This window comes from Bradyrhizobium sp. SMVTL-02 (genome assembly GCF_051853005.1).
In the GTDB taxonomy this organism is placed as follows: Bacteria; Pseudomonadota; Alphaproteobacteria; order Rhizobiales; family Xanthobacteraceae; genus Bradyrhizobium.
On record NZ_CP182469.1, the window covers coordinates 4,884,301 to 4,910,578 of the forward strand.

The 26,278-nt window shown below is 65.6% G+C and carries 29 protein-coding genes, 1 tRNA gene and 2 pseudogenes; 9 read left to right on the plus strand and 23 right to left on the minus strand.

Going from position 1 to position 26,278, the window contains the following annotated elements; all coding sequences use genetic code 11:
- The first annotated feature begins 370 nt into the window (after positions 1-370).
- A complete protein-coding gene (locus ACNJYB_RS23125; RefSeq protein ID WP_439368655.1) occupies positions 371-2,215 on the plus strand; it encodes a serine hydrolase in 1,845 nt (614 codons plus the stop codon).
- 213 nt (positions 2,216-2,428) lie between these two features.
- On the opposite strand, the gene ACNJYB_RS23130 is transcribed toward ACNJYB_RS23125, so the two are convergent.
- The 4 genes from ACNJYB_RS23130 to ACNJYB_RS23145 all read right to left on the minus strand — a co-directional run bounded on the left by ACNJYB_RS23130 (position 2,429) and on the right by ACNJYB_RS23145 (position 6,209).
- Positions 2,429-3,154, minus strand: a complete 726-nt coding sequence (locus ACNJYB_RS23130; protein ID WP_439368657.1) for a DnaJ domain-containing protein — start codon at positions 3,152-3,154, stop codon at positions 2,429-2,431.
- 62 nt (positions 3,155-3,216) lie between these two features.
- Positions 3,217-3,960 carry a VWA domain-containing protein gene (locus ACNJYB_RS23135; protein WP_439368658.1) on the minus strand — a complete coding sequence of 248 codons (744 nt, stop codon included), beginning with the start codon at positions 3,958-3,960 and terminating at the stop codon, positions 3,217-3,219.
- Between the two features lie 127 nt (positions 3,961-4,087).
- Positions 4,088-4,948, minus strand: a complete 861-nt coding sequence (locus ACNJYB_RS23140; RefSeq protein WP_439368659.1) for an alpha/beta fold hydrolase — start codon at positions 4,946-4,948, stop codon at positions 4,088-4,090.
- 337 nt (positions 4,949-5,285) lie between these two features.
- Positions 5,286-6,209: a division plane positioning ATPase MipZ gene (locus ACNJYB_RS23145; RefSeq protein WP_439368660.1), complete on the minus strand. Its 924-nt coding sequence runs from the start codon at positions 6,207-6,209 to the stop codon at positions 5,286-5,288.
- A gap of 283 nt (positions 6,210-6,492) precedes the next feature.
- On the opposite strand from ACNJYB_RS23145, the gene panC reads away from it, so the two are divergent.
- Positions 6,493-7,344 carry a pantoate--beta-alanine ligase gene (gene panC, locus ACNJYB_RS23150; protein ID WP_439368661.1) on the plus strand — a complete coding sequence of 284 codons (852 nt, stop codon included), beginning with the start codon at positions 6,493-6,495 and terminating at the stop codon, positions 7,342-7,344.
- Here the strand turns inward: panC and ACNJYB_RS23155 are convergent.
- The 5 genes from ACNJYB_RS23155 to ACNJYB_RS23175 all read right to left on the minus strand — a co-directional run bounded on the left by ACNJYB_RS23155 (position 7,341) and on the right by ACNJYB_RS23175 (position 10,573).
- Positions 7,341-7,781, minus strand: a complete 441-nt coding sequence (locus ACNJYB_RS23155) for a DUF1489 family protein (RefSeq protein WP_018647395.1) — start codon at positions 7,779-7,781, stop codon at positions 7,341-7,343. The genes panC and ACNJYB_RS23155 overlap by 4 nt on opposite strands.
- Before the next feature lie 42 nt (positions 7,782-7,823).
- On the minus strand, positions 7,824-8,858 hold the full coding sequence (locus ACNJYB_RS23160) for a hypothetical protein (protein WP_439368663.1): 1,035 nt from the start codon (positions 8,856-8,858) through the stop codon (positions 7,824-7,826).
- 156 nt (positions 8,859-9,014) lie between these two features.
- Complete coding sequence (locus tag ACNJYB_RS23165; RefSeq protein ID WP_018647393.1) at positions 9,015-9,218, minus strand: hypothetical protein; 204 nt, start codon at positions 9,216-9,218, stop codon at positions 9,015-9,017.
- A gap of 188 nt (positions 9,219-9,406) precedes the next feature.
- Positions 9,407-9,772 carry a YidB family protein gene (locus ACNJYB_RS23170; RefSeq protein WP_439375629.1) on the minus strand — a complete coding sequence of 122 codons (366 nt, stop codon included), beginning with the start codon at positions 9,770-9,772 and terminating at the stop codon, positions 9,407-9,409.
- 138 nt (positions 9,773-9,910) lie between these two features.
- Entirely contained in the window at positions 9,911-10,573 is a 663-nt protein-coding gene (locus ACNJYB_RS23175; protein WP_439368665.1) for a glutathione S-transferase family protein, read from the minus strand.
- A 123-nt stretch (positions 10,574-10,696) separates the two neighbouring features.
- Between ACNJYB_RS23175 and ACNJYB_RS23180 the strand changes: the two genes are divergently transcribed.
- Positions 10,697-11,416, plus strand: a complete 720-nt coding sequence (locus ACNJYB_RS23180; protein WP_439368667.1) for a DUF599 domain-containing protein — start codon at positions 10,697-10,699, stop codon at positions 11,414-11,416.
- A 159-nt stretch (positions 11,417-11,575) separates the two neighbouring features.
- Here ACNJYB_RS23180 and ACNJYB_RS23185 read toward each other — a convergent pair whose 3' ends face one another.
- The 4 genes from ACNJYB_RS23185 to mgtE form a co-directional block, all read right to left on the minus strand.
- The gene (locus ACNJYB_RS23185) at positions 11,576-12,541 is read right to left on the minus strand and encodes a hypothetical protein (protein WP_439368668.1); all 966 of its coding nucleotides are present in this window, start codon (positions 12,539-12,541) and stop codon (positions 11,576-11,578) included.
- Positions 12,542-12,590: 49 nt separating this feature from the next.
- Complete coding sequence (locus ACNJYB_RS23190) at positions 12,591-13,409, minus strand: aldo/keto reductase (RefSeq protein WP_439368669.1); 819 nt, start codon at positions 13,407-13,409, stop codon at positions 12,591-12,593.
- 141 nt (positions 13,410-13,550) lie between these two features.
- Positions 13,551-13,853 carry a helix-turn-helix domain-containing protein gene (locus ACNJYB_RS23195; protein WP_439368671.1) on the minus strand — a complete coding sequence of 101 codons (303 nt, stop codon included), beginning with the start codon at positions 13,851-13,853 and terminating at the stop codon, positions 13,551-13,553.
- Between the two features lie 207 nt (positions 13,854-14,060).
- Complete coding sequence (gene mgtE, locus ACNJYB_RS23200) at positions 14,061-15,479, minus strand: magnesium transporter (protein WP_439368672.1); 1,419 nt, start codon at positions 15,477-15,479, stop codon at positions 14,061-14,063.
- Positions 15,480-15,562: 83 nt separating this feature from the next.
- Between mgtE and ACNJYB_RS23205 the strand changes: the two genes are divergently transcribed.
- Positions 15,563-16,369 (plus strand): polysaccharide deacetylase family protein, encoded by an 807-nt coding sequence (locus ACNJYB_RS23205; RefSeq protein WP_439368673.1) that lies wholly within the window; start codon positions 15,563-15,565, stop codon positions 16,367-16,369.
- A gap of 158 nt (positions 16,370-16,527) precedes the next feature.
- Positions 16,528-17,799: a polysaccharide deacetylase family protein gene (locus ACNJYB_RS23210; protein WP_439368674.1), complete on the plus strand. Its 1,272-nt coding sequence runs from the start codon at positions 16,528-16,530 to the stop codon at positions 17,797-17,799.
- Positions 17,800-17,804: 5 nt separating this feature from the next.
- Here ACNJYB_RS23210 and ACNJYB_RS23215 read toward each other — a convergent pair whose 3' ends face one another.
- The gene (locus tag ACNJYB_RS23215; protein ID WP_439368675.1) at positions 17,805-18,179 is read right to left on the minus strand and encodes a hypothetical protein; all 375 of its coding nucleotides are present in this window, start codon (positions 18,177-18,179) and stop codon (positions 17,805-17,807) included.
- A 272-nt stretch (positions 18,180-18,451) separates the two neighbouring features.
- Between ACNJYB_RS23215 and ACNJYB_RS23220 the strand changes: the two genes are divergently transcribed.
- On the plus strand, positions 18,452-18,709 hold the full coding sequence (locus ACNJYB_RS23220; RefSeq protein ID WP_439368676.1) for a hypothetical protein: 258 nt from the start codon (positions 18,452-18,454) through the stop codon (positions 18,707-18,709).
- A gap of 20 nt (positions 18,710-18,729) precedes the next feature.
- Here the strand turns inward: ACNJYB_RS23220 and ACNJYB_RS23225 are convergent, their stop codons facing one another.
- The 6 genes and pseudogenes from ACNJYB_RS23225 to ACNJYB_RS23250 form a co-directional block, all read right to left on the minus strand.
- Positions 18,730-18,918: a hypothetical protein gene (locus ACNJYB_RS23225; protein WP_439368677.1), complete on the minus strand. Its 189-nt coding sequence runs from the start codon at positions 18,916-18,918 to the stop codon at positions 18,730-18,732.
- A gap of 13 nt (positions 18,919-18,931) precedes the next feature.
- Positions 18,932-19,174: pseudogene (locus ACNJYB_RS23230) on the minus strand (four-helix bundle copper-binding protein); the annotation flags it as partial.
- Positions 19,175-19,279: 105 nt separating this feature from the next.
- Entirely contained in the window at positions 19,280-20,182 is a 903-nt protein-coding gene (locus ACNJYB_RS23235) for an NAD(P)/FAD-dependent oxidoreductase (RefSeq protein ID WP_439368678.1), read from the minus strand.
- Entirely contained in the window at positions 20,179-20,307 is a 129-nt protein-coding gene (locus ACNJYB_RS23240) for a hypothetical protein (protein ID WP_439368679.1), read from the minus strand. The genes ACNJYB_RS23235 and ACNJYB_RS23240 overlap by 4 nt, the downstream gene beginning before the upstream one ends.
- 604 nt (positions 20,308-20,911) lie before the next feature.
- Positions 20,912-20,996: transfer RNA gene (locus tag ACNJYB_RS23245), tRNA-Leu, on the minus strand.
- A 200-nt stretch (positions 20,997-21,196) separates the two neighbouring features.
- The gene (locus ACNJYB_RS23250; RefSeq protein WP_283042900.1) at positions 21,197-21,439 is read right to left on the minus strand and encodes a FliM/FliN family flagellar motor switch protein; all 243 of its coding nucleotides are present in this window, start codon (positions 21,437-21,439) and stop codon (positions 21,197-21,199) included.
- Between the two features lie 81 nt (positions 21,440-21,520).
- Here ACNJYB_RS23250 and lipB point away from each other — a divergent pair, with 81 nt between their 5' ends.
- Both lipB and ACNJYB_RS23260 read left to right on the plus strand, forming a co-directional pair.
- Positions 21,521-22,270 carry a lipoyl(octanoyl) transferase LipB gene (gene lipB, locus ACNJYB_RS23255; protein ID WP_439368680.1) on the plus strand — a complete coding sequence of 250 codons (750 nt, stop codon included), beginning with the start codon at positions 21,521-21,523 and terminating at the stop codon, positions 22,268-22,270.
- A gap of 196 nt (positions 22,271-22,466) precedes the next feature.
- A pseudogene (locus tag ACNJYB_RS23260) lies at positions 22,467-22,631 on the plus strand (DNA helicase); the annotation flags it as partial.
- Between the two features lie 137 nt (positions 22,632-22,768).
- Here the strand turns inward: ACNJYB_RS23260 and ACNJYB_RS23265 are convergent.
- A complete protein-coding gene (locus ACNJYB_RS23265; protein WP_439368681.1) occupies positions 22,769-23,191 on the minus strand; it encodes a tautomerase family protein in 423 nt (140 codons plus the stop codon).
- Positions 23,192-23,302: 111 nt separating this feature from the next.
- Here ACNJYB_RS23265 and ACNJYB_RS23270 point away from each other — a divergent pair, with 111 nt between their 5' ends.
- A complete protein-coding gene (locus tag ACNJYB_RS23270; protein WP_439368682.1) occupies positions 23,303-24,154 on the plus strand; it encodes a LysR family transcriptional regulator in 852 nt (283 codons plus the stop codon).
- 12 nt (positions 24,155-24,166) lie between these two features.
- Here the strand turns inward: ACNJYB_RS23270 and ACNJYB_RS23275 are convergent, their stop codons facing one another.
- Together ACNJYB_RS23275 and ACNJYB_RS23280 are read right to left on the minus strand one after the other, a co-directional pair.
- Positions 24,167-25,603: a TIGR01777 family oxidoreductase gene (locus tag ACNJYB_RS23275; RefSeq protein WP_439368684.1), complete on the minus strand. Its 1,437-nt coding sequence runs from the start codon at positions 25,601-25,603 to the stop codon at positions 24,167-24,169.
- Positions 25,600-26,265, minus strand: coding sequence for a DUF4166 domain-containing protein (locus tag ACNJYB_RS23280; RefSeq protein WP_439368685.1), 666 nt, complete (start codon positions 26,263-26,265; stop codon positions 25,600-25,602). Before ACNJYB_RS23280 ends, ACNJYB_RS23275 begins: the two co-directional genes overlap by 4 nt.
- Positions 26,266-26,278: the final 13 nt, after the last annotated feature.

Genomic DNA, 26,278 nt, shown 5'->3' on the forward strand with positions numbered 1-26,278 from the left:
GGCTCTCGTCGGGAAGCCCCGGCTCCCTGACTACTGCCCATAATTAGTGCAACGCACAATAAAGTCAAGAATCTTGTGCGATGCACAAAACTAAATGCGGATCACGGCAATTTCCAGTTATTCCCGCAAGGGTTCCTTAAGCTTTTGGAAACCGCAGGCCCCTACCCTGATTCCCTGGACGTGTTCAGCTTCTGCAAGCGGCCAAAGCCGTTTGAGAACATCACCTTAGCCAGAACAGCGGCTCAGGCCCAACGTCCCCCGCAGCGAACACAAGCGGAGGAACAGCCTGAGCAGGTAATGATCCCGGGTCGCATGGGCACAATTTCGCCTCACGGGCCGGTGATCAAGTCAGAAACGGGGACGGGGTTCCATGCTTCGTAAAAACTTGTCTTCCTCGCGCTTGGCGCGGGTTGGCGTTTTCGGGCTTCTTACGGTCACCACCGCAGTCATCTTCACCACCGATGCTGCCGAGGCGCGGCGCCACCGGCGGCACTACGCGCACAACCGGGTGCAGCGCGACGTATCCGAGAGCTCCAGCCCGAAATTCGCGTCCATCATCGTCGACGGCAATTCCGGCGCGGTGCTGCAGTCGAACAACCCGGACGGAATCCGCCACCCCGCCTCGCTCACCAAGATCATGACGCTCTACCTGCTGTTCGAGCGTCTCGAGTCAGGCAAGATGAAGCTCGATACCGAGATGCCGGTGTCTCAGCACGCCGCCGATCAGGATCCGACCAAGCTGAACCTGCGCGCCGGCCAGACCATCCGCGTCGAGGACGCGATCAAGGGCCTCGTCACCCGCTCCGCCAACGATGCCGCCGTGGTCATCGCGGAAGCGATCGCCGGAGACGAAGATGACTTCGCCCAGATGATGACGCGCAAGGCGCGCTCGCTCGGCATGTCCCGTACGGTCTACCGCAATGCCAACGGCCTTCCCAACGACGAGCAGGTCACGACCGCGCGCGACCAGGCCACGCTCGGCCGCGCCATCCAGGAGCGCTTCCCGCGCTATTATCGCTATTTCGCCACTTCGACCTTCAACTGGCGCGGCCAGTCGATCCGGAACCACAATCACCTGCTCGGCAGCGTGGAAGGCGTGGACGGCATCAAGACCGGCTACACCCGCGCCTCCGGCTTCAACCTCGTCACCTCGATGCGCCGCGGCAACCGCCATTTGATCGGCGTGGTGCTCGGCGGCCGCAGCGGCGGCTCGCGCGATGCCATCATGCGCAACCTGCTCGCGGAGAACCTCGAGAAAGGCGCGACCACGCACACCGTTGCTGCCGTCACCGAGCGCAATGGCGCTGACGCCTCTGCCGAGGTTGCCGATGCGTCGGATACGCCGGCCCGCCCCGCTCCGCAGGTCCAGGCCGCCGCTCCTGCTCCCGAACCCGCCCAGTCTCGTCTTGCTGCGCGCCTGTCGACGCTTGCCGCGGCGACGGCCGCGGTGCCGCCGGCCCCGCCCAAGCCGGAAGCCAGCAAGCCCGAGGTCCGGCCGACTGAATCCAGGATCGAGCCCGCCCCGCTCACCAATGGTGTGATCTCGAGCCAGCCGCTCTCCATCATCCCCGGCTCGTCCGAGCCGATGAAGCCGGTTCGGGTCAAGACCGTTCAGGTCAAGGCCGGCGCCGTGAAGGTCGCCTCCGCAGCCCCGGCTCCGGTTGCTCCGCAGGTCACGAGCACGATCGCCTCCCGCTCCGACGTTGCGGAGACCTCCGGCGCCGTCGTCGCCCGCGCCGATCTGATCAACAGGCCCGAGCCCCAGATTCAGCCGGAACCGCCGAAGGCGGACGTCGCGCGCGCCGAGCTGCCGCGCCAGCCGGCTGGCTTTGGCACCGGCAACGGCATCCTCGGCGTGCTGCCGGCCACAACCGGCGCCGCGGCCGCACCGGCCGCTCCGAAGCTTGCGTCCGCCGATCCGGCGCCGCAGCCGATCCAGATGAGCGCCACCAGCAAGCCGGCCGTCCACAGCGGCTGGATTGTCCAGGTCGGCGCGCTGGAAAGCGAGAACGAAGCCCAGCAGCGCATCGACGCGGCGCGCAACTCGGCCCGCGGCCTGCTCAGCAAGGCTGATCCGTTCACCGAGCCTGTCGTCGCCAAGGACAATCGCAAGCTCTACCGCGCCCGTTTCGCCGGGCTCGAGCGCGACCAGGCCGAAGCCGTCTGCCGCGCCCTGAAGCGCGCCGACATCTCCTGCATCACCGTGCGCAACTGATCGTCGCACCGCTCCGATCAAAATGCCCGCGCCTTGCGCGGGCATTTTTGTTTTCGGCCCTGCGTCCGGCCTGTTCCGCGACAACCTCTCGTCAACAATTTACGGTTAAATTTTTACTCAACGGATCGACCACGCCGACAATGGCGGGCATCGGGGCGACAGACAGAGCAACGGAGCTCACGCGGTACGGGCGTTTGTAGCGTAGTGCCGGAGTTAGCCGTTATGCGTGCGAAGCAGAGTATCCTTGGCCTCGTTTACCCGGGCAGCGAGATACGTCGAGCCCCCCTGGTCGGGATGGAGTTTCTTCATCAGGGATTTGTGGGCCCGGCTGATGTCGTCGCGCCCCGCCCCCGGCTGCAGGCCAAGGATCTGATAGGCTTCCTCCGCCGTCATTTTGCCACTCGCCGCCGTGCGGCGCTGCCTCCCTGCCGCATCACCCTGCGCGTTCTGACGCCAAGCGGGAAACCGGCGGTCCAGATAGCTTTCAAGTAAGGCCACGCTCTCGGCGTCGAACGCCGGGACCATCGCCAGGAGGCCCGCGAGATCGAACTCGTCGAGATCGCGCCCCGCGTGAGGTCCGGCGACGATGCGGCCTCCGAGCTGGCCGGAATCGTGGTCGAGCCGCATGTCGAGGAATTGCGAGCGCACGCGCGAGGCCTGCCCGGACGCGGGCGCAGCGCCGCCGCCAAAGAGTCCGCCGATGTTGCCGAAGCCGGCGTTCGCCAATGGCGTCCAGCCGAGCAGCCCGGCCCCGAAAATTCCGAGCGGGATCGCAACCGCCAGTTCGCCGCGCAAGCCCGTGAAGGCCGCGACCGCCAGCGCCACAACGCCACCGCCAAACTTGATGGTGCGCGCCAGCACCGCCGGATTGGCGGAACGGAACATCTGGAGCAGCAGATAAAGCGTGATAACGGCGACGACGCCGGCGATCAGGGTCATGGCCGGAATATAGCCGTCCTGCCGGCAAAATGCATGGCGTTCACCGCTGAAGGCCTGATCTCTTACTTCATCTGGCCGATCAACATCGCCGCACCGTTCGCGCTTCTGGCTAATTTCAGCAGCGCCTCGCGGCCGCCCGCGGCATAGGCCGCCGCCGCACGCAACAGCTCGCGCAACTGCGCCGCAGCGCCCGGATCAAACCGGCACCAGGCGCCGCCGGTCAGACGCGCGATCTCGCGAAAGGCCTTTTCAGCCACCGCATCGTGGCCCTCCTGAAACAGGAAGACGGGCACCTTGAGCATGCCGAGCTCGCCGGCCCTGGCGCAGAGCTCGTCGATCTTCTCCTCCATGGCGTCGCCGACGAAGACGAGGGCGCGCACGCCGGACGCGATCGCCTCGCGCCGTGCCTCGCTCAGCACCTTGCCGATCTGGGTGTCGCCGCCGCGGCAATCGATCTTGCTCATCAGCGTCGCCAGTTTGGTGCTGTCGGAGATCCATCCCGAGGCGCGGCACTCGTTGAAGCCGCGATAGTAGACCAGGCGGATCTCGAGACTGCCGAGCGCCGCGGTCTCGCGAAACATGTCGGCCTGGAGCGCGCAGGCCATGTCCCAGGTCGGCTGCCGGCTCATCGTCGCATCCAGCGCGAAGATCAGCCGCCCCTTTGCGTCGGGCGCATGCGGCGATAGGGCACGGGCCTTCGCGACGAAGGCAGCAATGTCCTCCGAAGTCGACGTGCCGGCCTGCACAGCTCCGCCGGGCTTCGTGGAAACGGCATCATCGCGCGGCTTGATGGGTTCGCCCGACATCGCTGCTCAACCAAGGCGTGGGCGACTAATGTGGTGAACGCAGGCAGCCCGGTCAATGTGCAAAGCCTCCGCGGGCGGACGCCGGCGGAGGCATTGCACAGATCGGCATCGGCCGGTCAGTGAGGTGTCAGCTCTTGGCGGGGGCCATCAGGGCGACCGGGCCGGGCTCGAGGATCTTGGGCGGGGACGACTGCGTATCGACCGGCGCGACCTCGCTGTCCGTCGCGCTCAGGAACTTGTCGAGCATGCCCTGGATCGAATTCTTGGCCGCATCCGGACCGGTGTCACGCATGTCGTTGTGCTGGAATTCGGTCTTCACGACCTGGATGCCCGCCTTCTCGCATTCCTCATCCGTCGGGATCACGCCCGCGTCGGCCTTGAACTGCGGATCGGTGGAGCGGAACGACAGGATCTTGAACTTGCCGGCAGTGACGAAGGGCACGCGCAGATTGTCGAGCGTGACGACCTTCTTGACCTCATCCGGATACTGCTTGGCGAAGTACATGGTGATGTCGCCGCCCATGGAGTGGCCGACCATCGTCACCTTGTCGTAGTCGGCGTTGGGCTGAACCTTCTTCATCTCCTGCATGGCGAGATGGATGTTGGCGACGCCGCGCAGGATCTGCGGCAGCCGGCCGACATAGAGCTCGCCGGGCTTGGTCACCATGGGAGGATCACTCGGCAGATCATGCTGCGGGCTCACGACCATGTAGCCGCGCGCAGCAAAGATGTTGGCGAGGAAGCCGTACTCGGTGTTCTTGACGGTGTTGCCGTGATTGATCACCGCAACCGGCAGCGTGATCATGCCGGCATTGGCCTGCATTTCCTTGTCGCGGCGCACCGCGATGTCGACAGGTACGGGACGATTGTCGCGCGAAGCATCGTAGAAGGTGATGGTCTCGTGCTTGATCGCCCACTTGCTCGCCGTGAAATAGGCGATGCCGCAGAGGGCACTGACCGAAACCAGAACGGCAATTCCACGCTTCATTTTCGTCCTCAGCCTCAGGCTCTTACGGCCTGAATCCCTGTTGAAAATCGTGTTCTTCCGAGGCTCTTCGGCCCCTGGTCGCCTATCCCCTAATATATGTCACAGCAGCGTGACAGGAAGGCTAAATATTGTGAACCGTCAGCCCTTTCATTGTGCGGCGCACTCGTTTCTTGGGCAGCCCATTCTAATACCGTACGTCAGGGTGCAGGCTACCATCTGACGCACTGGCCGCGATGGGGCTCAATTTCGCAGTAAACAGGGGGTGAAACGGCCTAGCACCGCCTTGGTTCCGGGCAGGAACCGAGCTCCCGGTGGACCGGACGTAGCGATATACCGCTCAGGCGCTGATGATGTCGTGAACCTCGAGCGGCTTGTCGACCTGGCTGAACCATTCGGCGCGATTTGCCGCACGGCGGCGACCGCGCTCGTCGAGCGGCAGTTTGAGCTGACGGAGCAGACTCGTCACCTCCTCCCGCGCAGTGAGATGGCCGAGATTGGGCCGCATGCCGAGCGTGGCCTCGTCGATCTCGTCGAGGGCGGTCAGGCCGCGCGGGAAGAATTCGCGGTAGACGACACGCTCGGCGAACCCGTCGACATAACGGAAGCCGAGCCGCAGCGACAAATCCTTCAGTCCGTCGGCGACGAGCTGCTTGTTGCGGGAGCCGAGCATGGACAGGCGGTTGCGTACCACGATCCAGTCGGCGGTCGAGCCGTCGAGCTGGCGGCGCTTGCGCCTGACGTCCCTCACCATCTCGGCATAGTGACTCTCGCCCGTCACCGCGTAGTTGGCGGGATCGACGGTGCCGAGCACATCGAAATCGAGGAAGCTGTCGTTGATCGGCGTGACCAGCGTGTCGGCCATCGAATGGGCGAGCCGCATCAGGTAGCTGTCGGTGCCGGGCGTATCGATGACAATGAAATCGAAACTGCTCTCAACCTCCGACACCGCTTCCATGAACTGCTGGAACTCGGAGTTCTCGTTCTCGGCAATCTGCATGGTCTCGCCGAGCTTGATGCAGCGATGCACCGGCAGTTCGAGATCGAGCTTGGTGCGGCGGGCCCAGGCGGCGCGGTTGTCGATGTAGCGCGTGAAGCTTTGCTGGCGGCAATCGAGGTCGATGGTGGCGACGCGCTGACCGGCCTTCAGGAGCGCAACGGCGATGTGCAAGGCGGTGGTCGATTTGCCGGAGCCGCCCTTCTCGTTGCCGAGCACGACAACATGCGCCGAGCCTGACTGGCCTTGGCTAGCTTGCAGGAGCATAGCGATCCTCAACACCCTGACGAATATCTTCGAGTTGGCCGCGTCTGCGGTCAAGTGAAATGCGTGACAGGTAATGCAAATCGCAGCGCCCCGTTCTTCATCGTGAATTGGCGGCGCCATTCATCGTCTGTGATCCAGCCTACAATGTCGCGACATCGCGCGTGGTCTTGCGCACGATGCTGTGCCGCGTCCGGGTGCATGGCGTCGACGACTGCCACTTGTTAAGGTTAGCCAGCCAGGCGTCGCGGCCTTCCCCGCTGATTTCCAACCCAGTCGAGTCCTGATGTCGTCAAGCCCTCTGATCGCCCGCACGGTCCCCGCACTCCGGCGCGCCGTCGACAATCTTCGCAAGCGAAAGGCCACGATAGCGCTGGTCCCGACCATGGGGGCGCTCCATGACGGGCATGTGTCGCTGGTGCGTCTCGCCAAGCGGCGGGCCAGCCGCGTCGTGGTGTCGATCTTCGTCAACCCGACCCAGTTCGCTCCGACCGAGGACTTCGGCGCCTATCCGCGCACCTGGAAGTCGGACATCGCCAGGCTCGCGGCCGAGGACGTCGACATTGTCTGGCATCCCGGCGTCGAGGCAATGTACCCGGAGGGCTTTGCCACCCGCATCGTGCCGGAGGGGCCGGCGCTCGCCGGCCTCGAGGACCGTTTCCGTCCGCACTTCTTCGGCGGCGTAGCCACCGTCGTCGGCAAGCTGTTCACGCAGTGCCGGCCGGATGTTGCGATCTTCGGCGAGAAGGACTTTCAGCAGCTGCGGGTGGTGACGCAGATGGCACGTGACCTCGACCTCGGCGTGAAGGTGATCGGCTCCCGCACCGTGCGCGAGCGTGACGGGCTCGCGATGTCATCGCGCAACGTCTACCTCTCGGCGGAGGAGCGGCAGACCGCGACCACGCTCTATCGCGCCATGAAGGAGAGCGCCGGCCGCATCCGTGGTGGCGAAGCCATCGCACCCGCGGTCGCGCGCGGCGCCGAGATGATCAAGGCGGCGGGCTTTGCGCTCGACTATTACGAGGCCCGCCATGCCGCGACGCTGGCACCCGTCACCTCGCGCAAGGACGGCCCGTTGCGGATCCTGGTCGCAGCCAAGCTCGGTACCACCCGGCTGATCGACAATATCGCGGTTTAGAGCAATCCGAGATCCCGTAGCTCGCGCCGCATCGGCTCCGGCATGGCCGCGATCGAGCCGGCGGCGGACTTGCCGAGATCGGCCGGCACGGAATCCTCGGTGAGATAGCGCCAGCCCTGGAACGGGCGCATCGGCCGCGGCGAGACCGAGATCACCTTCGGCTGCATCACGATCCGGCAGCGTCCGATGCCGTCCTTGTCGCGGAACGGCTCGATGCCGATGATCTTTTCGCGTGCCGCGATCTCCCCCTTGATGACCCAGTAGAGCGACCCGCCGGCGAGGATCTCGGCATCGCGCTTGGGTACCATGCGGGTGATGTGGATGTGATGTTGCGGCAGACCCTTCTTCTTGGCGGTCTGCATCCGTTCGGCCACCCACTCCTTCAATTCCTTGACGGAGTCGCAGCCGACGGCGAGCTTGATCAGATGGAGTGGCATGCCCCAGCATTAGCCGGGCAGCCACGCATTTGGAATGCCGAACTACTCTTTATCCGCAGCCGGAGCAGCCGGACCAGCCGGGCCAGCCGGAGCAGCCGGAGCAGCCGGAGCAGAAGCCGGCGGCGCGAGCGGAACCGGTGTTGCAGCGGGCGCACGCGCAGCCTTCGGCGCCGGCGGCTTCTTGGCAGCCGGTGCCGCGGGCGCGGCAGCCTGCGCGGAGGTCGCGGCCGGCGCGCGCGGCGCCGCTGCTGCGTTGGCGGCAGGCGCCGCCTGGCGCGAGGCCGCAGTGGGCGGCTCCGGATTCATGATGCTCACCGGAGGCGTGGACGAGGCGCTCGGGAACTCCGCATTGGTCGGCTTGCCCGTCGGCATCGACGGCGGCAACCCCGCGAGCGCGGCAGTGGCCGGCATGGCCGGCGACGGCAGCGCCGCGGGCGCATTCCAGGTCGGGGCGTAGCGTGCGACCAGCGTGTCGTAGAGATGGGAATCCATGTTGGCGGCGACCTGCTGCTGATCGGTCAGCGAGCGGAAGGCGGCACAATCGGACTGCGTGCAGCCGTCCCGCGCGACCAGCACCTGCGCGAGAAGGCCGTAGCGGTCGCGCTCCAGCGACCTGCGCAGCACCTTGATGTCGAGCGTCAGGCTCTTGTCGGCGGTCGCGGCATCACCGAGTGCGGTGAGCCGGTCGATCCTGGCCGCGGTGTAGGCAACTGCAGCCGCCGCGGTGTCGGGTGCGCCGAACAGCACTCGCTCACAGCCAGCGGCCACGGCATCGCCGGCTAGTCCGTCGAGACAGGACAGGGCCGGCAGGCTCGGGGCGAACGCGGCCTGTGCTCGCGACTGGGTCGGCGCGTCCTGCCCCGCCGTTCCATAGGCGTGAACCATGGCAGCCCCGGCGATCGCGATGGACAGCAGCGTAATCACCGTCAGCGCACCATTGGCGACCGACCTCTCGGCGCGCAGCAGCGTGATCATCAGGATCAATCCGAAGAATCCAGCCGCCACCAGCGTCATCCACATCGGAAGTGCCGGCGCGCGCCAGATTTGGTCGAGCGAAGTGGCCGATGCCCAGTTCATGCGCGATGTCCCCCTCACGCGAGCGAAGAGCAAATGGTCAAGCGAGCACCGCGACTCGGCAACTGCCCCGCCCCACCCTGTGAAGGCGAAGCGGGCCTTTTGACGGCGATCGGAGCAAATTCGTCCGCGACAGCAATGGGCGGTGTCGGCGGCGCGTCAGGACAGCGCCAGCTGACTTTCCTTGGCGACCCGTTCGAACGCTTCCGTCGAGCTCTTGATCCGGTACTGGCAGTCGTCGCCTTCCGTCGGCAGCAGGCGGATGACCTCGTACGAGCCGCTGGCAGCGGGGCGCGCGACGTTGCTGGCCGTGAACAGAACGCGCGTTCCAACGGGGAATTTGTGCTTCAACACCCTCTCCATTACTCAAACAACGCCTGCCTCGCCCATGGTCCCACTGCGATGGCCGGCCGGAAACCCGGGTGCTATATAGCATGCATGCGGCGTTTTTGACCAGCCTCATGCGAGCGCGGTGAATACACAAATTTTCAAGTCTTTTCAGGACGATAAGAGGGAGCCGGCGCCCACTTTGATACCGCTGGAACCAACCCCTAGGCGTTATGGGGCAGATGGCCTTGCGGGCTCGCCTGGTCGACAGCCTTGGGCAGCTCCTGGGCGAGGATCTCACCCAACTGGTCGACCGGGATATTGTAGCGTGCGGCGAGCTGGCGGACGGTGTCGTTGCCGAGCACCGCGCGGAGCTGGTCGGCCGAGATCGGCAGGTTCTGGCCGTTGCCCAGCCAGGATTTGACCTGGTCGCCGAAGCCGGCCTGCTGGAGTTTGGCGACGATCGTGCTGAGCCCGCCCTGGTTGTTGCTGCCGAGCACCTCGTTGAGCACGGCCGGCAGCACGGCGGCACCGAGCTGGCCGACGCTGCGCAGCGCGGGATTGTTTTCCAGCGAGTCCAGGATTCCCATGGCGTGCCTCTTCTTGCCGATCGTCCCGCGATTGAGCGCCGTCGTCTTGTGCATCGTCAAGCGGCGCCCGATCGCATTCCAGGCGAGCATGATTTATCGAAGAACCGGTACCCACTTCTTCGGATCATGCTCCGCCGGTCAGGCGTCCTCGAACTTCGCAATGACGAGCGTCTCGGCGATCCCCTCGCGCGTCCATTCCTGGAATGCCGGCAGCGCCATCATCGTATCCATGTAAGCCTTGGTGTCCGGCGCAACGTCGATCGCATAGGTGCGGAAGCGGTGCACGACCGGGGCATACATCGCATCGGCCGCGCCGAAGCGGCCGAACAGGAACGGTCCCTTGGCACCATAACGCGCCCGGCACTCGCGCCAGATCTCCTCGATGCGCGCGACGTTGGCCTTGGCGTCGGCCGACAGCGCTACGGAGCGGATCGGCCGGTGCAGGTTCATGCCGCACTCGCTGCGCAGCGGCACGAAGCCGGAATGCATCTCGGCGCAGACCGAACGGGCATGGGCGCGGGCCGCGGCATCGTCGGGCCACAGCTTCTTCTCCGGATAACGCTCGGCGATGTATTCGATGATGGCGAGCGAATCCCACACCGTCACGTCGCCATCGACCAGCACGGGCACCTTGCCGGCGCGGCTGAAGGACAGGATCTGCTCCTTGTCGGCGGGATTGTCGGTGTAGAGCGGGATCAGGGTCTCCACGAAAGGGATGTCGTTCGCGCGCAGCGCGAGCCAGGGCCGCATCGACCATGACGAGTAGTTCTTGTTGCCGATCGCGAGCTTGAGCGTTGCCATGTCACCAGTCCTTCCCGAGACGTCTTGAAGCGAGCTGCTTTTAACGCCATCGCATGCCGCCAATCAATCGTTGCTGCGCCCGGCCGTGCGTGGCAATCGTTGCGATCTCTCTAGGAGCAACACATGAGCAGGCACTGGGTCGACATCACGGCGGTCGGCTTCTTCATCATCGAATGGGCGGCCTATGCCCTGACGCTGGAACACTCGGCCTATGGCCGCGACAGCCTGTCGGCGCGCATGAACCGCTATCGCGAGGTCTGGGTGCGCCGCCTGCTCGACCGCGAGACGCGCATGGTCGACATGCAGATCATGGCCTCGCTCCAGAACGGCACCGCCTTCTTCGCCTCCACCAGCCTGTTCGCACTCGGCGGCGCGCTGGCGCTGCTGCACGCGACCAACGACGCGATCACGATTCTGAGCAAGCTGCCGATCGACCTCAGCACCTCGCCCGCGATGTGGGAGCTGAAATGCGTCGGCCTCGTGCTGATCTGCGTCTACGCCTTCTTCAAGTTCGCCTGGGCCTATCGCCTGTTCAACTATGTCGCGATCCTGTTCGGCGGCATGCCGCCGGCCTCGCAACGCGATACGCCGGCGGCCGAAGCCCACGTCATGCGCACCACGCGCGTGTTCGAGTCCGCCGGCCGCCATTTCAACCGCGGCCAGCGCGCCTTCTTCTTCGCGCTCGGCTATCTCGGCTGGTTCGTCAGCCCCTGGGTGCTGTTCGTGACCACGGCCGCAGTCGTGGTCGTGACGTGGCGGCGCCAGTTCGCCTCCAGCGCCTGGGCGGCGATGGCGCCGGAGGCGGTGGATGGCGATACGGCGATGAAGAAGCGCGGCCGTTGAGCCCGGCTCTCTCCACCTCCTCATTGCGTGCGGAGCGAAGAAAATCCAGAGTCTCTCCGCGGTGGGAATTCTGGATTGCTTCGCGGCGCTCGCAATGACGGAGTATGAGGAAGCAGCGCAATTCTCCTACGGCGTCACCGACGCGCGGGCTACGGTGGGCTACGACGCGAAATCCCGCGGCGAGAACGGCAGGTCCAATACCTTCCATTCCTCGTATTTGGCGGCCGGCAGCATCTTGTAGGGCTGGCAGGCCTGCAGCGCGCTCGTTGCGGACTTCACGATGGCAACGCCCTTCGCGGATGGCGGGGCTTCGAGCAGGATCGGCGGGCGCGCCAGCGTGCCATCGGTGGCGAACACCGTGCGCAGCTTGATGTGGACGTTGTCAGTCGGCTCGACCCCGGCTGGTAGCTTGGCGCAGCTCCTCAAATGACGGCGAAGCTCTGCGATGACCTCGGGCGAAAGCTTGGCAGCGATCGAATCCTTGGCGTCGCCGCCATCGGCCCTGGGCAGGTCACTCGGCAGTTCGGGCGGCAGCCCGAGCATGACGCCATATTTGACGGTGACGTCGGGCTCCGGCGCCTGATAGGCCGGCGGCGGCGCAGCCTGCGGCGGCTGCATCGCCAGTGGCGACGGTTGGGGCTGCGATTGCGGCAGTGGCTGCTGCGGCGGCAGTTGCGACGGCTGAGGCTGCGGTTGCGTCGGCTGTGGCTGTTGGGCCTGAGGCTGCGCGGTGGCCTCGCGTTGCTTGGGCGCCTGTGAGGGTTGCGGCTGTGGCTGTTTCTGCTCCGGCTCGGGCGACGCCTTCTGCTGCGACGATTGCGACGCGGCCTGCTGCTTGGCCGCAGGCTTCGGTGCCGTTTCCGCCTTGTCGGTAAAATCCAGCTTCGGCAGCTTCAGGTCGGGGAGCGGCTCCGGCGGCTTCTCCTTTGCTTCTTCCTTGGCCTTCTCTGCCTTGACCTCCTCCTGCTTCACCTGCTCCGCGGTGACGATGTCCACCGAAACGGACTCAGGTGCCGCGGCGTGAAAGGGACGGACCTCGCTGATCACGATGATCAGCGCCACCAGCGTCAGATGCGCGATCGCCGACGCTGCAATGTCCGTCCGTATGATCTTCCTCTGTTCCATCGCCCGGTCTTGGGTTGCCGCCCTGCTGTTAGCATACCGCGATCTCCTCTCAATCCCATTTCGGCGCGAAGCCGAAATCGGTCAGGCGGCCCTTGGGGCTGGCCAGCGCGGCGACCTGCGCCATCTCCTCGTCCGACAGCTCGAAATCGAAGATATCGATGTTCTCCGACAGGCGTTCGACGCGCGAGGTGCGCGGGATCGCAGCGACATTCTGTTGCAGCAGCCAGCGCAGGCACACCTGCGCCGACGTCTTGCGATGCGCGCGGCCGATGGTGGCGAGGGCCTGGTCGGACTTGATGCGGCCCTTGGCAATGGGACTGTAGGCGACCAGCGCGAGGCCGTGCTGGTCACAGGCCGCCCTCACCTTCGCCTGGTCGAGATAAGGATGATATTCGACCTGGTTGCAGACGAGCGGCTCTGATGACAGCGCAACCGCCTGCTCGATCAGCGCCACCGTGAAGTTGGAGACTCCGATGTGGCGGGCGAGGCCCATGCGCTTGGCATGCGAGAGCGCGCCCAGCGTCTCGGCCAGTGGTACGTGCGGATTGGGCCAGTGCAGCAGCAACAGATCGACCGTGGGAAGCCGCAGGCGCGCCAGACTCTCCTTGACCGAGCGCTCGAGATCGTGGGGCGCGAAACGGTTGGTCCAGACCTTCGTGGTCAGGAAGATGTCGTCGCGGCGCACGCCGGAGGCGCGCAAGCCGTCGCCGACCTCGCGCTCGTTGTCATAGACCTGGGCCGTGTCGATGTGGCGATAGCCGAGCCGCAGCGCCTGCTCGACCACGCGGGCGCAGGCGCGCCCTTCCAGTTCCCAGGTCCCTAGCCCGATTGCCGGAATCCTTGCGCCATTGGCCTCGACGAACAGCATGAGGAATCCTCTCTGTGACGCAGCCCCGGCCGACATTATGGACCTTACCCGTGGTGGTTGCCAACGGACGTCGGTGCCTGCGGCACGTATCTTCAGGGGCAATGCTAACAGGAGGTTCGCGCGACGCGTCAGGCCTCGAACTCAGACCTTGGCCAGCGCCTGGAACACGGTGTCGGGCGCATGCGCGATCACCGCGAGTAGCGCGCGGGCGGGTCCCCGCGGGGCGCGCTTGCCCTGCTCCCAGTTGCGGATGGTCTCGACGGGAACGCCGAGCTTGGCGGCGAACTCCATCTGGGTCAGGCAGGCGCGGCGCCGCAGGTCGCGCACCGCGAGCGAACTGGTGTCGCTTGACGCAGCATTGGCCGCCGGCTGGACCGGAAATTCCTGTCCGTCCCGCAACTCGACGATCCGTCCATCCGCCTTCAGCCGCAACCGCATGCCCATTCCCCCAAGCAGGGGCGATGATGCGGCAGGTCGCTTAAGGTGGGATTAAAGGCGCACCGCGCTTGCGGCACGAGGGTTGGGATGCCCCCGCCGCCTCCTCCGTCATTGCGAGGAGCCTTGCGACGAAGCAATCCAGAATCCCTCCGCGGCGGCAGTCTGGATTGCTTCGCTTCGCCCGCCATGACGAGGAGAGAGCGTGCACCTCCCCTACTTCAACCCGAACCAGAGCGTCGCAATGCCGAGGAAGGAGAAGAAGCCGACCACATCCGTCACCGTGGTGACGAACGTGCCCGACGCCACCGCGGGGTCGGCCCTGACGCGTTCGAGTGCCATCGGGATCAGGATGCCGCCGAGCGCGCCGGCAACGAGGTTGCAGATGATGGCGAGCCCGATGACGATACCGAGGCCCGGGATCTTGAACCAGGCGACCGCGGCGATGCCCGTGATCACGGCGAAGGCAAGACCGTTGACAAGGCCGACGAGCGTCTCGCGCAGCACCACGCGCCACGCATTGGAGGAGCCGAGCTCGCGGGTGGCGAGCGCGCGCACCGCGACCGTCATGGTCTGGGTCGCTGCATTGCCGCCCTGGCTCGCCACGATCGGCGCCAGCACCGCGAGCGCGACCATCTTCTCGAGCTGCCCCTCGAACAGGCCGAGCACGGAGGACGCCAGGAACGCGGTGGCGAGGTTCACCAGCAGCCAGTTGAAACGGCCGCGGGCGATGGTGAGGACCCTGTCCGACAGCTCTTCGTCGCTGGTGACGCCGCCGAGCGCCTTGAGGTCCTCGTCGGCCTCCTCCTCGATGACGTCCACGACGTCGTCGACTGTGATGACGCCGACGAGGCGATCCTGGGTGTCGAGCACGGGGGCCGCGACGAGATTGTACTTGCCGAACATGCGCGCCACCTCCTCCTGGTCCTCCAGGACGGAGACGCGGCGGCGGTCCTCGTCGGTGAGTTCAGCGAGCGGCACCGGACGGCGGGCGCGCAACAGCACGTCGAGGGGGACCGCGCCCTGCCAGTGCTGGTCCTTGTCGACGACGTAGATCTCGTAGAAGCGGTCGGGCAGGTCAGGCGTCTCGCGCATGTAGTCGATCGCCTGCCCCACGGTGAAATCCTGGGGCACGGCAATGAACTCGGTCTGCATGCGGCGACCGGCGGAATTTTCCGGATAGAGCAGGCTGCGCTCGAGCGCGACGCGCTCCTGCAGCGGCAGCTTTTCGAGGATCTCCTCCTGCTCGTCCTGGTCGAGGGTCTCCAGCAGCTCGACCGCGTCGTCGGATTCGAGCTCGCGGACGCCTTCGGCCACCGTCTCCGGCGGCAGCTCCTCGAGGATCTCCTCGCGCACGGCCTCGTCGACCTCGTTCAGCGCCGAGAAGTCGAAATCGCGCCCCGTGAGCTCGACCAGTCGGACGCGGTCGTCGGGCGCGAGAGCGCCGATCAGGTCGCCGAGGTCGGCCTCGTGCAGTTCGGCAACGCAGGCGCGCAGCGCGGCGCTGTCCCCGGCCTCGATCGCACGGGCAATTTCCGCGACGAACTCGTGACGAATTTCGCCGTCTTCATTGCGCATCGGCACGTGGTCGAGTACCGAATCCGCGGCGGGGGCACCGTCCATATGTTCATCCATGGCGCGCCTCGCCGTTTGACAGGTTGGAACGAGTCGTCTCAGCTGATCGTTCAGGCAATACCCACAAGGCAACTGCAAGCGCAATGGCAAAGATGCTTCGGCTGAAATGGATGTCGATATCGGCGGGCGCGGTCCTTGCGACACTCGCCGGCATGGCCTCGGCGGATGCTGCCGAGTGCCCACGCAAGGATGCGCTCGGCACGGCGCGCATCCTGAGCGTCGACGCCAGGACCACACCGCGCGTCGGCTTGAAGAACTTCCCGCAGACGCTGCCGCTCGCCGATCACGAGGTCGTGCTGACCTTCGACGACGGTCCGCATCCGCCGACGACGTCGAAGGTGCTGGCGGCGCTGGCGCAGGAATGCGTGCGCGCGACCTTCTTCCTGATCGGCCTGCACGCCTCAGAGCATCCCGAGATGGTCAAGCGGATCGCGCGCGAAGGCCACACCATCGGCCATCACACCTTCTCGCATCCATTCATGGCGCGGATCCCTTTCGACAAGGCCAGGAGCGAGATCGAGCGCGGCATCGCAGCCGACGAGCTGGCGCTGCACGGGGTGTCGACGACGACGCCCTCGACGCCGTTCTTTCGCTTCCCCTATTTCGAGGCGACGCAAGGACAGCTCGATCTGCTGCAGTCGCGCGGCATCGCCGTGTTCGGCGCCGACCTCTGGGCCAGCGACTGGAACGAGATGACGCCGGAGCAGGAGCTGAAGCTCGTCACGGAGCGCCTTGCCGCGAGCGGCAAGGGTATCATCCTCTTCCACGATCCCAAGGCGCGCACGGCGGCGATCATGCCGGCCTTCCTGCGGTATCTGAAGGAGAACGGGTTTCGCGTGGTTCACGTGGTCCCGGCCGGCACCCCCCAAAGGAATGCCGATGCGCGCTGATGCCGGAATGTCACGGCGGCGCAAAATGGGGTGATTTTGGCCCTATTAACACTCTGTTCATGCTACGGAATGCAAAGATGGAAGGGGACTTGCGCCTGAACCGTTCCAGTGCAGCTCCGACCTACAATGGCGGCAATTGATGAGGGCAGACCGGGTTGATGATCGGAAGTAGCGTTGTGGTTCGGACGCGATCGTGGATCGTCCTCTGTCTGGGTTTGCTGACAGTGGGCGCATCGGCGGCCTATGCGGCCGATTGCCCCGGCCATCCCGACGCGCTCGGCACATCCCGCACCCTCGTGGTCGACCCGCGCGAGCATCCGCGCATCGGCACCATGCAATACCGCGAGACGCTGCCCCTGAAGGATCACGAGGTCGTCCTGACCTTCGACGACGGTCCGCTGCCGAAATATTCCAACCAGGTCCTCAAGATGCTCGACGACGAGTGCATCAAGGCGACCTTCTTCATCATCGGCCAGCAGGCCAAGGCGAACCCGGAAGGCGTACGCAAGCTGGTGGCGGCGGGACACACCGTCGGCACCCACAGCATGACCCATCCGCTGACGTTCGACCGGATGGTGGTCGAGAAATATGAGCCCGAGATCAACGGCGGCATCGAGTGGACCTCGGCCGCGATGATCGACCCGTCAAAACTCGCGCCGTTCTTCCGCATTCCCGGCCTGATGCGCGCCGAGGGCGTCGAAAATTATCTGATCTCGCGCGGCATCCAGGTCTGGAGCGCCGATTTCCCGGCCGACGACTGGCGGCACGTGTCGTCCGATCGCGTCTATCAGCTCGCGATCCAGCGACTGGAGGCCAAGGGCAAGGGCATTTTGCTGCTGCACGACATCCAGGCGCGGACGGTTGCAGCGCTGCCGAAGATCATCCGCGACCTCAAGGCGCGCGGCTATCGCATCGTGCATGTGGTGCCGGCGACCGCGGACCGCCCGAAAACGCCGACCACACCGGTCGAATGGCTGCTGCATCCGCCGACCGAGACGACGCCGATCGCACGCTGGCCGGCCGTTCCGAATTTCGTGTTCACCGAGACCAGGACGCTGCCGGCGCCCGCGCTGGCCGATCTCAATGCGCAGGCCGAGCATCAGCCGCTGCTGCCAGGCCGGACCAAGGGGCAGACGGATATCGCATCCACCCTGCCCGTGCCCGGCCGCGATCTGTTTGCCATTCCGGAAGGCTCGGTCGAGGTACTGCTGTCCACGACCTTGTCGCGGCGCGCCGCGGCGCGGATGGCGATGGCCGCCGAGACCCCCGGCGCGGCCAAGGATAAGGCCGCAAAGGGCAAGGCCATCAAGCCGCACGCGGCTCGGACGGCGCATGCGGCGCCTGCCGCACCCAGGCATGCCGCGCAGGCCAAGAGCACTGCATCCAAGGGCACGGCGTCCCGCCCGAACAGCGTGAAGAAGCGCGCCTAAACCGTTTATTGCCGCATGATCGCGGCGACGCAGAGCAGCACGATGAGCGCCAGGAAGAACAGGTCCATATAGGATTTGAGCTCGCCGTCGCGGCGCAGCCGCGCAACGTCGGCCACGATCTGCTTGCGCGCATTCGTTCCGCCCGAGCCGTCATTGATCGGGGCCTGGAGACGCTTCGTCTCGACCTCCAGCTTGTCGATCTTCTGGAAGAAGTAGAACGCTCGCAGCGTCGAGGCCGCGCGCATGCCGGCATAGACCAGCACCAGGATCGCGAGGATCGCCCGGTTCGGATACTTCTCCATGAAGTTCAGGCTGAAATAGACCACAGCCAGGAACGCGAAGTTGGTGACGAAGCGGTAGACGAAGCTGAGAAAGACCATACTGGCTTGTGCCTTGAGGGTGCGCAGGCGGAAGCGTGCTGCGAATGCGGGTCAATGGAGCCAGACCGGAACTGCCGGCTGGATCCCTGCAGGCGCCCGTCTACGCCAATAGTCGTTTCAACAAAGATACCGCAGCGCTGCAATTTGCCGCCTTTTGGCCACGCGCTGCCATAATGCAAGGGCGCGCCTGCCGGGCCGGGGGCGACGGCTCAATGGCGATTTGACGCAAGTCGCGTTAGAGTGGGCAGCGCCGCCATAGCTGGGGTCTGCCGATGCCGAAGAAGGGAATCACGGGCCACGACGAATGGGTTCTGACCGAGGCCCTCGCGACCGCGCTGGTCGCGCTGGAGCAGCTCGCGCCGAAGCACCAGCCGACCGCGCATATGGACGACATCCGCAAGATGCTCGCGAACGGCAAGGAGCCGGCGGCGGTGAGCCTGCACCTCGCCCAGGCCAAATGCCGCCTGTTTCCCGACATGGATCCGCTGGAGATCTACAAGGAGTACGGCATCGGCGAGGAATACGGCTAAACGAGGCCCACCCGCGCGAGCTAGGGTCCGCCCGCAACCGATCCCGCGATCACCATGACCAAAGCGGCAAGATCGATCTTGCCGTTGACGGTCAGCTGTTCCGAGCGGTTCGCCTCGCTCGCGCCCTGGACCTCGAGAGCTTGCGGCCGGTCGGCCGCCTGGCGTTCCAGTTCGCCGATGATGGCTTCCTTGAGCTTGTCTTCCAGCATGGGCATCGGCTCAGGCCGCTTCGCTGCAGATTTCGGCGCATTCGCCGCAAGCATGCCGATGATGCGGCGTGTTGATCAGCATGAAATGCGCGGCTGTCCGGCACATTTCTGCGCAGGCCATCATCAGGCGAAAATGGCTGGGCTCGACGTGCCTGCCGCCGGTCTCGAGGCAATGGTTCATCGCGGTGCCGAGGCAGCTCTGGTAGCAGCTCATGCACTGCGCGATGCAGCGCCTGATGTCTTCCGATTGCGCCATGCGGTCTCTCCAGATCGTGCAGACGTCGTCCTCGCCCGCTCAACCAAGGCCAGCCACCGCGCTTGGTTCCTGGTTGCCGCGATTGTGAGACTTGACCGAGGTCAGTCACGCCAGACGCCGCGGCAGGCCGTGATGGATCGCGCAGGCGGCAACCGCCGCGTGGCCGAACGCGACCGAGATCTGATGCAGGTCGGTGACGACGTCGCCGATGCCAAAGAGCCCATCGACCGAGGTGCGCTGGTGGTCGTCGACTTTGAGATAGCCCTCCCCGGTATGCTCGGCGCCCAACGACATCGCGAGCTGCGAGCGCACTTGCGCTCCCATCGCGGGATAGACGACGTCGAAGCGCGCCGTCCGGCCGCCGGCGAAGACGGCTTCCAGGCTGTCGTCGCTCCGTCGCAAACGCAGGTCGGGCGCGGCCATGACCTGGACCCCCGCCTCGGCCAGTTCTGATGTTGCGGCCGTCTCTTCATCCCACCGGGTTGCGAGCAGCGTCACGTCGCGCGAGTAGCCGCGCAGGAACAGCGCCTTGCCGGCGGCACGGTGAAGCGGTCCGATGACACCGATGCGGCGGCCGCTCGCCTCGAACGCGTCGCAGACCGGACAGTAGCGCAACAGACCTTCGGCGACAGCGGCACGCCATTGCTCGAACGGTGGATGGGTATCGACGATCCCGCAGGCGAGAATGATGGTGGCGGCGCCGTGCGCGCCGCCGTTCCAGCTCGCCCGAAAAACGTGGTCGTGACGCTGCAACGCCGTGACCTCGGCCTTAATGCGCATAACGGCAAGATCGTCCAGTTGCGCCGACATGCGCGCGATCAACTCGTCACCCGACAGGCCATGCACGAAGCCGGGGACATTATGACTGCGTGGAATCAGTGCGGCCCGGCTCGCACCCGCGTCCACGACGCCGACTCGGCGACGGAAGCGCGCCAGATAGATCGCCGCCATCAACCCTGCCGGGCCGCCCCCGATGATGAGGCAATCGAACGCCTGCGTGCCGCTCATTTGGAGGGTGGATCCCGAAGCGTTGCGCCGGCCTCCTCGAGGCTTCTCATCGCTGCGCGCGTGGCCTTTCGCTCCAACGCCAGGCTGACCGGCCGAATTCCATCGCGCAAGTCGATCACCATCATGCCGGCTCCTCCTCGGATCGATCCCCTGTGACCAACCTTGAGGTGCGGCTCGCGGTTCCAAGCTCGACGAACCGGGCTGCGGGCCGCGATCATCACCCATGTCCGCCGTAACGTCGTCCGAGATCAATCATGCTGCATGTCAGCGTGTGTTTGACCTGCGAGCTAATCGACCGAGCGCGGTTGAGGAGGTCGTGAACGTCCAGATCAAGCGCGCTTATCGAGACGCCTGGCATGAGACGCTTCCTACATTGCTCGCACGTGATCGCGATATCGAGATGTGGAGCCGCTCTGTTAGGCGCCACCGAACGAGCGGCCGCGCAGGATCTGGCGACATCATCAGAGGGTTTGAGGGTATGCGTCGCACAGACTGGCGATCGACCATCTCAATCAGGCGCCCGAAAGCGATTGCGACAAGATCGATTGGGGACCGCCGCCGCGCCAGGCTGCCGTGGCCAATCCCGGCACAAAAGGATTGGTTGAGTCGCTTCGCCCGGAGGCATCTCTCCGACGCCGCGACTTTCGTGATCAGATCATTGATTTCATCTGCGAGAGCATTCGGCACAAACAGGCCGCTACGTCGGCTCACGCGGCGCGATCCGCGATATGGTGCGCTCGGAGGGACTCGAACCCCCACGGTGTTACCCACTGCCACCTCAAGGCAGCGCGTCTACCAGTTCCGCCACGAGCGCTAGGAGATGCCGGCCTGAGGTCGTTCGGGTGGCCGGATCAGCGGCGCCGATCTAACAAATCCACCAGGGGGATACAAGCCTGCAAAAGCCCTGAATTCCACAAGCTTGGCATGAAAAACGCCGCGCTCCCCAGGAGATGGGCCTTATCGGATACCCAGGTCGCTACCGCTTGCCCGCCCCTTGCCGTGTAACCCGGGGCCTTACCGGGTCCCCGGCGAGCGCGGCAGCATCTGCTTGACCTCGACCGCGATCCGGTTGCGGTCGACCAGCACGACGCCGGAGGCAACCGGGAGGTTGTTGGCGAGAACCTTGACCTCGTCGGCCTCGGTTGCGTCCAGCTCGATGATGGCGCCGCGGGAAAGACGTAATACTTGATGGATCGGCATCGTGGTCGTCCCGAGGACGACCATGAGATCCACGCTGACTTTATCGAGAGTGGGCACTGTCAGAACCGCCGCAACTTGGGACTTGCGCCAGAGGCTTGGCATTTGCTCCCGGGATCATCACCACGTTATGGTTAGCCAATGGTTAATTCGCCCCAAAACCCCCGCCAAAACCCACGTCAAGACCTCGATTTGACGTGGTTTTCCGCCTGCGGCGGCGATCCCGTCGAATGGCGAATCTCGGACGCGCCGGTGCCCTATCCGGATGCGGTGGCCGCCATGGAGGCGCGCGTCGCGGCCATTGCGGCGGGCGAGGCGCCGGAACTGGTCTGGCTGCTCGAGCACCCCCCGCTCTACACCTCCGGCACCTCGGGCAAGGAAAGCGACCTGCTCGATGCCCGATTCCCGACCTTCGCCACCGGGCGCGGCGGCCAGCTCACCTATCACGGGCCAGGCCAGCGGGTGGCCTACATCATGCTCGACCTCAAGCGCCGCCGGCCGGACGTGCGGGCCTATGTCGCCAGCCTGGAGGAGTTGATCCTGAAGACGCTCGCCGCCTTCAACGTCCGCGGTGAACGGCGCGAGGACCGAGTCGGCGTCTGGGTGAAGAGGCCCGACAAGGGGCCCGATTACGAGGACAAGATCGCGGCGATCGGTGTCCGGCTGAAGCGATGGGTGTCGTTCCACGGCATCGCCATCAATGTCGAGCCGGAGCTGTCGCATTTCGCCGGCATCGTGCCCTGCGGCGTCAGCGACCCCCGCTACGGCGTCACCTCGCTGGTCGATCTCGGTCAGCTGGTCACCATGACCGATGTCGATATCGCGCTGCGCCAGGCATTCGAGGAGCTGTTCGGGCCGACCCGCGCGCTGCTGCCAGAGGCGGCCGTCTGACCTTTCCTGCTCGCCGTACCTGGCTCTCGTTCTCCGAGGCTGCGGAATCAGCTATCCTTGTTTCGGTGCCGCCCACGCCTCCCCCCTCCGCCGGGAAAGCAGACTTCATGCCGGGCGAGTTGATCATCGGCCGACTGTTCGAGCGCCAGGCATAAGGAGGGGTTGCGATCCATGCTCGCAATGGGAGGTTTTCACGATGAAACTGTCTGCGCCCATCTACCATCTCAAGCGCAAGGCAAAGCGCCTGTCGCGCGAAGCCAGCATTCCGCTCCACGACGCGCTTGACCGCGTCGCTGCGACGGAAGGGTTTTCGGCCTGGAGCATGCTCGCGGCGAAAGCCGCCGCCGCACTGACGCCGGCGATGTCCGGTTGCCGAACCCGCTGGACCTGAAGCTGTTCGACAAGACGTGCTTCATCAACAACGCCGAGGTGCAGTTCCGCGCCGCAAGCTGATGGCCTCAGGCCGCGGGTGAGATCGTTCAGCCGCGGCCTGCAACATCACGCCGCCTCCAGCGCAACCTCGAGCTTGCCGGCGATGTAGCGCCGCTCCTGCGTCAGGCCGCCGAAACCGTAGGCATCGCCTCTGACCTCGTCGACATGCAGGTAGGTCTCGGGATGCAGCGGGCCCAAAATCCCGGCCATGCGCTTGAACATGGCTGCGAGATAAGCCGCCTTCTCGTCCTTGGTGTTGGTGCCCTCGGTGACGTGGATGTCGATCCAGTAGCTGGCGAGCTTCTGTTCGGCGAGCGACTTGCCGCCGGCGAACCAGTCGCCGGGATCGACGGACTTCACGATGATCGCGGTCACCTTGGGATCCTTGTGCAGTATCTCGGCGGTGAGCTCGGACACCGCGTTCGCGATGTCGGCCGTGAGCGAGGGCGACTGGCGGGAGGTGGTGTAGGACACAGTGATCAGGGGCATGGTCTTTCTCCTCGATTGCCGCGGCATTTCCTGCAGCGTTGGTGAGAAACTAGACCTCCGGCTGTCATTTTGGTATCTTATCTATGTTGATAACAGTGATAATGATTTGTAATGACAACCACGCTCGACATCGCCACCGTCCAGGCCTTCCTTCTGGTCGCCGACCTCCAGAGTTTTACGCGCGCCGCCGAGGCGCTCGGCGGCACGCAAGCGGCCGTCAGCCTGAAGCTGCAGCGGCTGGAGACACTGCTGGGAAAACGTCTCGTCGAACGCTCGCCACGCGCGGTCCGGCTGACCGCCGAGGGCGCCGCGTTCCTCGATCGCGCCCGCGCGCTGATGGAGGCGCATGATCGCGCGCTCTCGGGCGAAGCTTCAGCCGCCCAGTCGCTCTCGCTCGGCATCTCCGATCACGCTGCCGGCCCCGAGCTGGTGCCGCTGCTCGAACGCCTGCACGCGATGTCCTCAAACCTCACCCTCGCCGTCACGATCGGCTTCTCGCGCGAGATGCAGGACGCCTATGACGCGGGCGAGCTGGATGCGGTGATCATCCGCCAGGAAGGCAGCCGCCGCGGCGGCGAGAAGCTGGCCGAAGACGAGTTCGGCTGGTTCGCGTCACGGCGCTTCACCCTGCCGAAGGGTGAGCCGCTGCCGCTCGCGACCCTCGCCCCGCCCTGCGGGGTGCGCGCCGTCGCCGTGCGCGCGCTCGACAAGGCCGGCCTCGCCTGGCGCGAGCGCTTTGTCGGCGGCGGCGTCACCGCGGTGGTCGCCGCCGCGCTGGCGGGACTTGCGATTGCACCGCTGGCGCGGCGGATCGCGCCGTCCGGTCTGGTCGACATCGGTCCTGCGCACAGGCTGCCGAAGCTCGGCAGCTCCAAGGTAATGCTGCATTCGAAGGTCAGCGCCCCCGCCAAGCTGGCCGCGCTACGCACGGTGGCCGCGACGTTCAAGAGCGCCGCCGCTTGACGCTGCGAGCGCCTACAAGATCGCCTCGAACGCGCTGCGCAATGTCTCATGGCGGAACACGAAGCCACGGCTCAGCGCCTTGTTCGGCAGCACGCGCTGACCGCCCAGCAACAGCTCGTCGGCAAAGCTGCCGCCGATCCGGCGCAGCAGGCCGCCGGGAATGCGGAACACCGCGGGCCGGTGCAGGCGGCGGCCGAGCTCTTCGGTGAACCTTGCGTTGGTGACGGGGATCGGCGCCGTGGCGTTGACGGGACCACCGAGATCGGGCGTTGCGATCACATAGGCGATCAGCCGGATCAGATCGTCGCGCTCGATCCAGGACATCCATTGCCGCCCGGTGCCGAGCGGACCGCCGAGGCCGAACTCGAACGGCGTCAGCATGCGCGTGATGAAGCCGCCTTCGGTGCCGAGCACGAGGCCGATGCGCAAATAGACCACGCGGACGCCAAGCTCCTCCGCCGGCCGCGCCGCCGTTTCCCAGGCCGCGCACAGCTCGTGGCTGAAGCAGGCATGTGACTTCGCCGATTCCGTCAGCACCTGGTCGGCCCACAGGCCGTACCAGCCGATCGCGGAGCCGCTGACCAGCACCTCGGGCTTGCGCTCCAGCCGCGCGATCAGCTTGACCACTTCGCCGGTCATGTCGACGCGTGAGCCGACGATCCTCGCGCGCTTTGCCTCGGTCCAAAGACCGTTGCCGATCGGCTCGCCGGCGAGATTGACGATGGCATCGATTGGCGTGTCCGCGGCGAGCTGATCGAGGCTGGTGATCAGCGTCACCGGCGGCAGCAGCATCTCGGCCTTCACGGGATTGCGGATCAGCGCGATGACGTGATGCCCTGCCCCGCTGAGGCTCGCGGCGAGCCGGCTGCCGATGAAGCCGGTCGCGCCAGTGATCAGCACGGTCTTGCGGCCGTGCAGCTTCTCGACGAGTCCGGCCGCCGGAACGCTCCGCATCCGGCCGAGCCGGCGCATCGCCGCAAAATCCCTGAGGCCGCACAGCGCCGCGCCGACCGCGCAGGCACTGGCGGCCATGCTGAGCAGAGCGTGATTGACGACGGTCACGCCGACGGGCTGCATCGCCCAGGCGATCAGCACCGGCAGCAGCAGCACGAGGATGGCGCCGTAGTTGATCGCCAGCAGCGTGTGATTGATGCGCTCGCTTGGCGGCAGCTTTCGGCTCAGATCCTCCTCGACGAAATCCATCAGCGTGATGACGATCTCGGCGATCAGCACGGCGGCCATCAAGAGCGCCAGCAAGCCGTAAACCTCGAGCCAGCCGAGCAGCAGGAACAATAGCGCATAGAGAATGTTGCGGATGCCGTGCAGCTTCAGCTCGAAACGCTGCGACACCCGCCAAGCCAGGCGCTCGGTGAATTCGTGGTGATAGAAGGTGTCGAACGCGCCCATCACGATCTGGACCGCGATGAGAGTCCACAACAGCGGCGTCATGATACGGCCTCCCTGAAGACGGCGGACTGGTGGATCAGCGCGCCGTAGCGCGGGTGAGTGACATCAAGAGTGAAGCGGAAGGCGCCCCAGCCGAGATCCGTATGCGTCACCGTGAGGTCGCCCGGCGTGAGCGATTGCGGCAGCGGAATCCAAAGCCGTCCGAGCTGGAGGCCGTAACCGGCGCTGCGGAAGGTCAGCGCCTGTCCCTCGACCGCAATGCGTAGCGCCATCGACACGCCGAAGCCGACATATTCCTGGAGTCCGGTAGGGCCGGCGAAGCATTTTGCCGAATGGATCACCCGCGGAAAGCCGCGCTTGCGCGCGCAGATGCGCGTCCAGGTCTGGCCGCCGGTGGCGCCGTCCTCGGTAACGGTCACGATCATGGGCACGCCGGTGTCGCGGCCGGTCGGCAATGGCCCGCCGATCAGCCGTGCGGCCTGCGCGATCCACCAGCCGATATCGCTGAAGGTGACCTCGTCGACGACACCGACATAGATCACGCTGTCACCATCGTCGACCCGCTTGGAAAACCGCCGCCAGGTCGCGAGCGGCAGGCGGCCCCAATCCTCGTCCGGCAACAGCGCACGGAAGCGGCGATCGTCGAGCAGTCTGGTGTGAGCGGAGGGAGATGCGCCTAAGCCTGGTAATCGAGCCGACGTCATCGCCCCCTCCTCA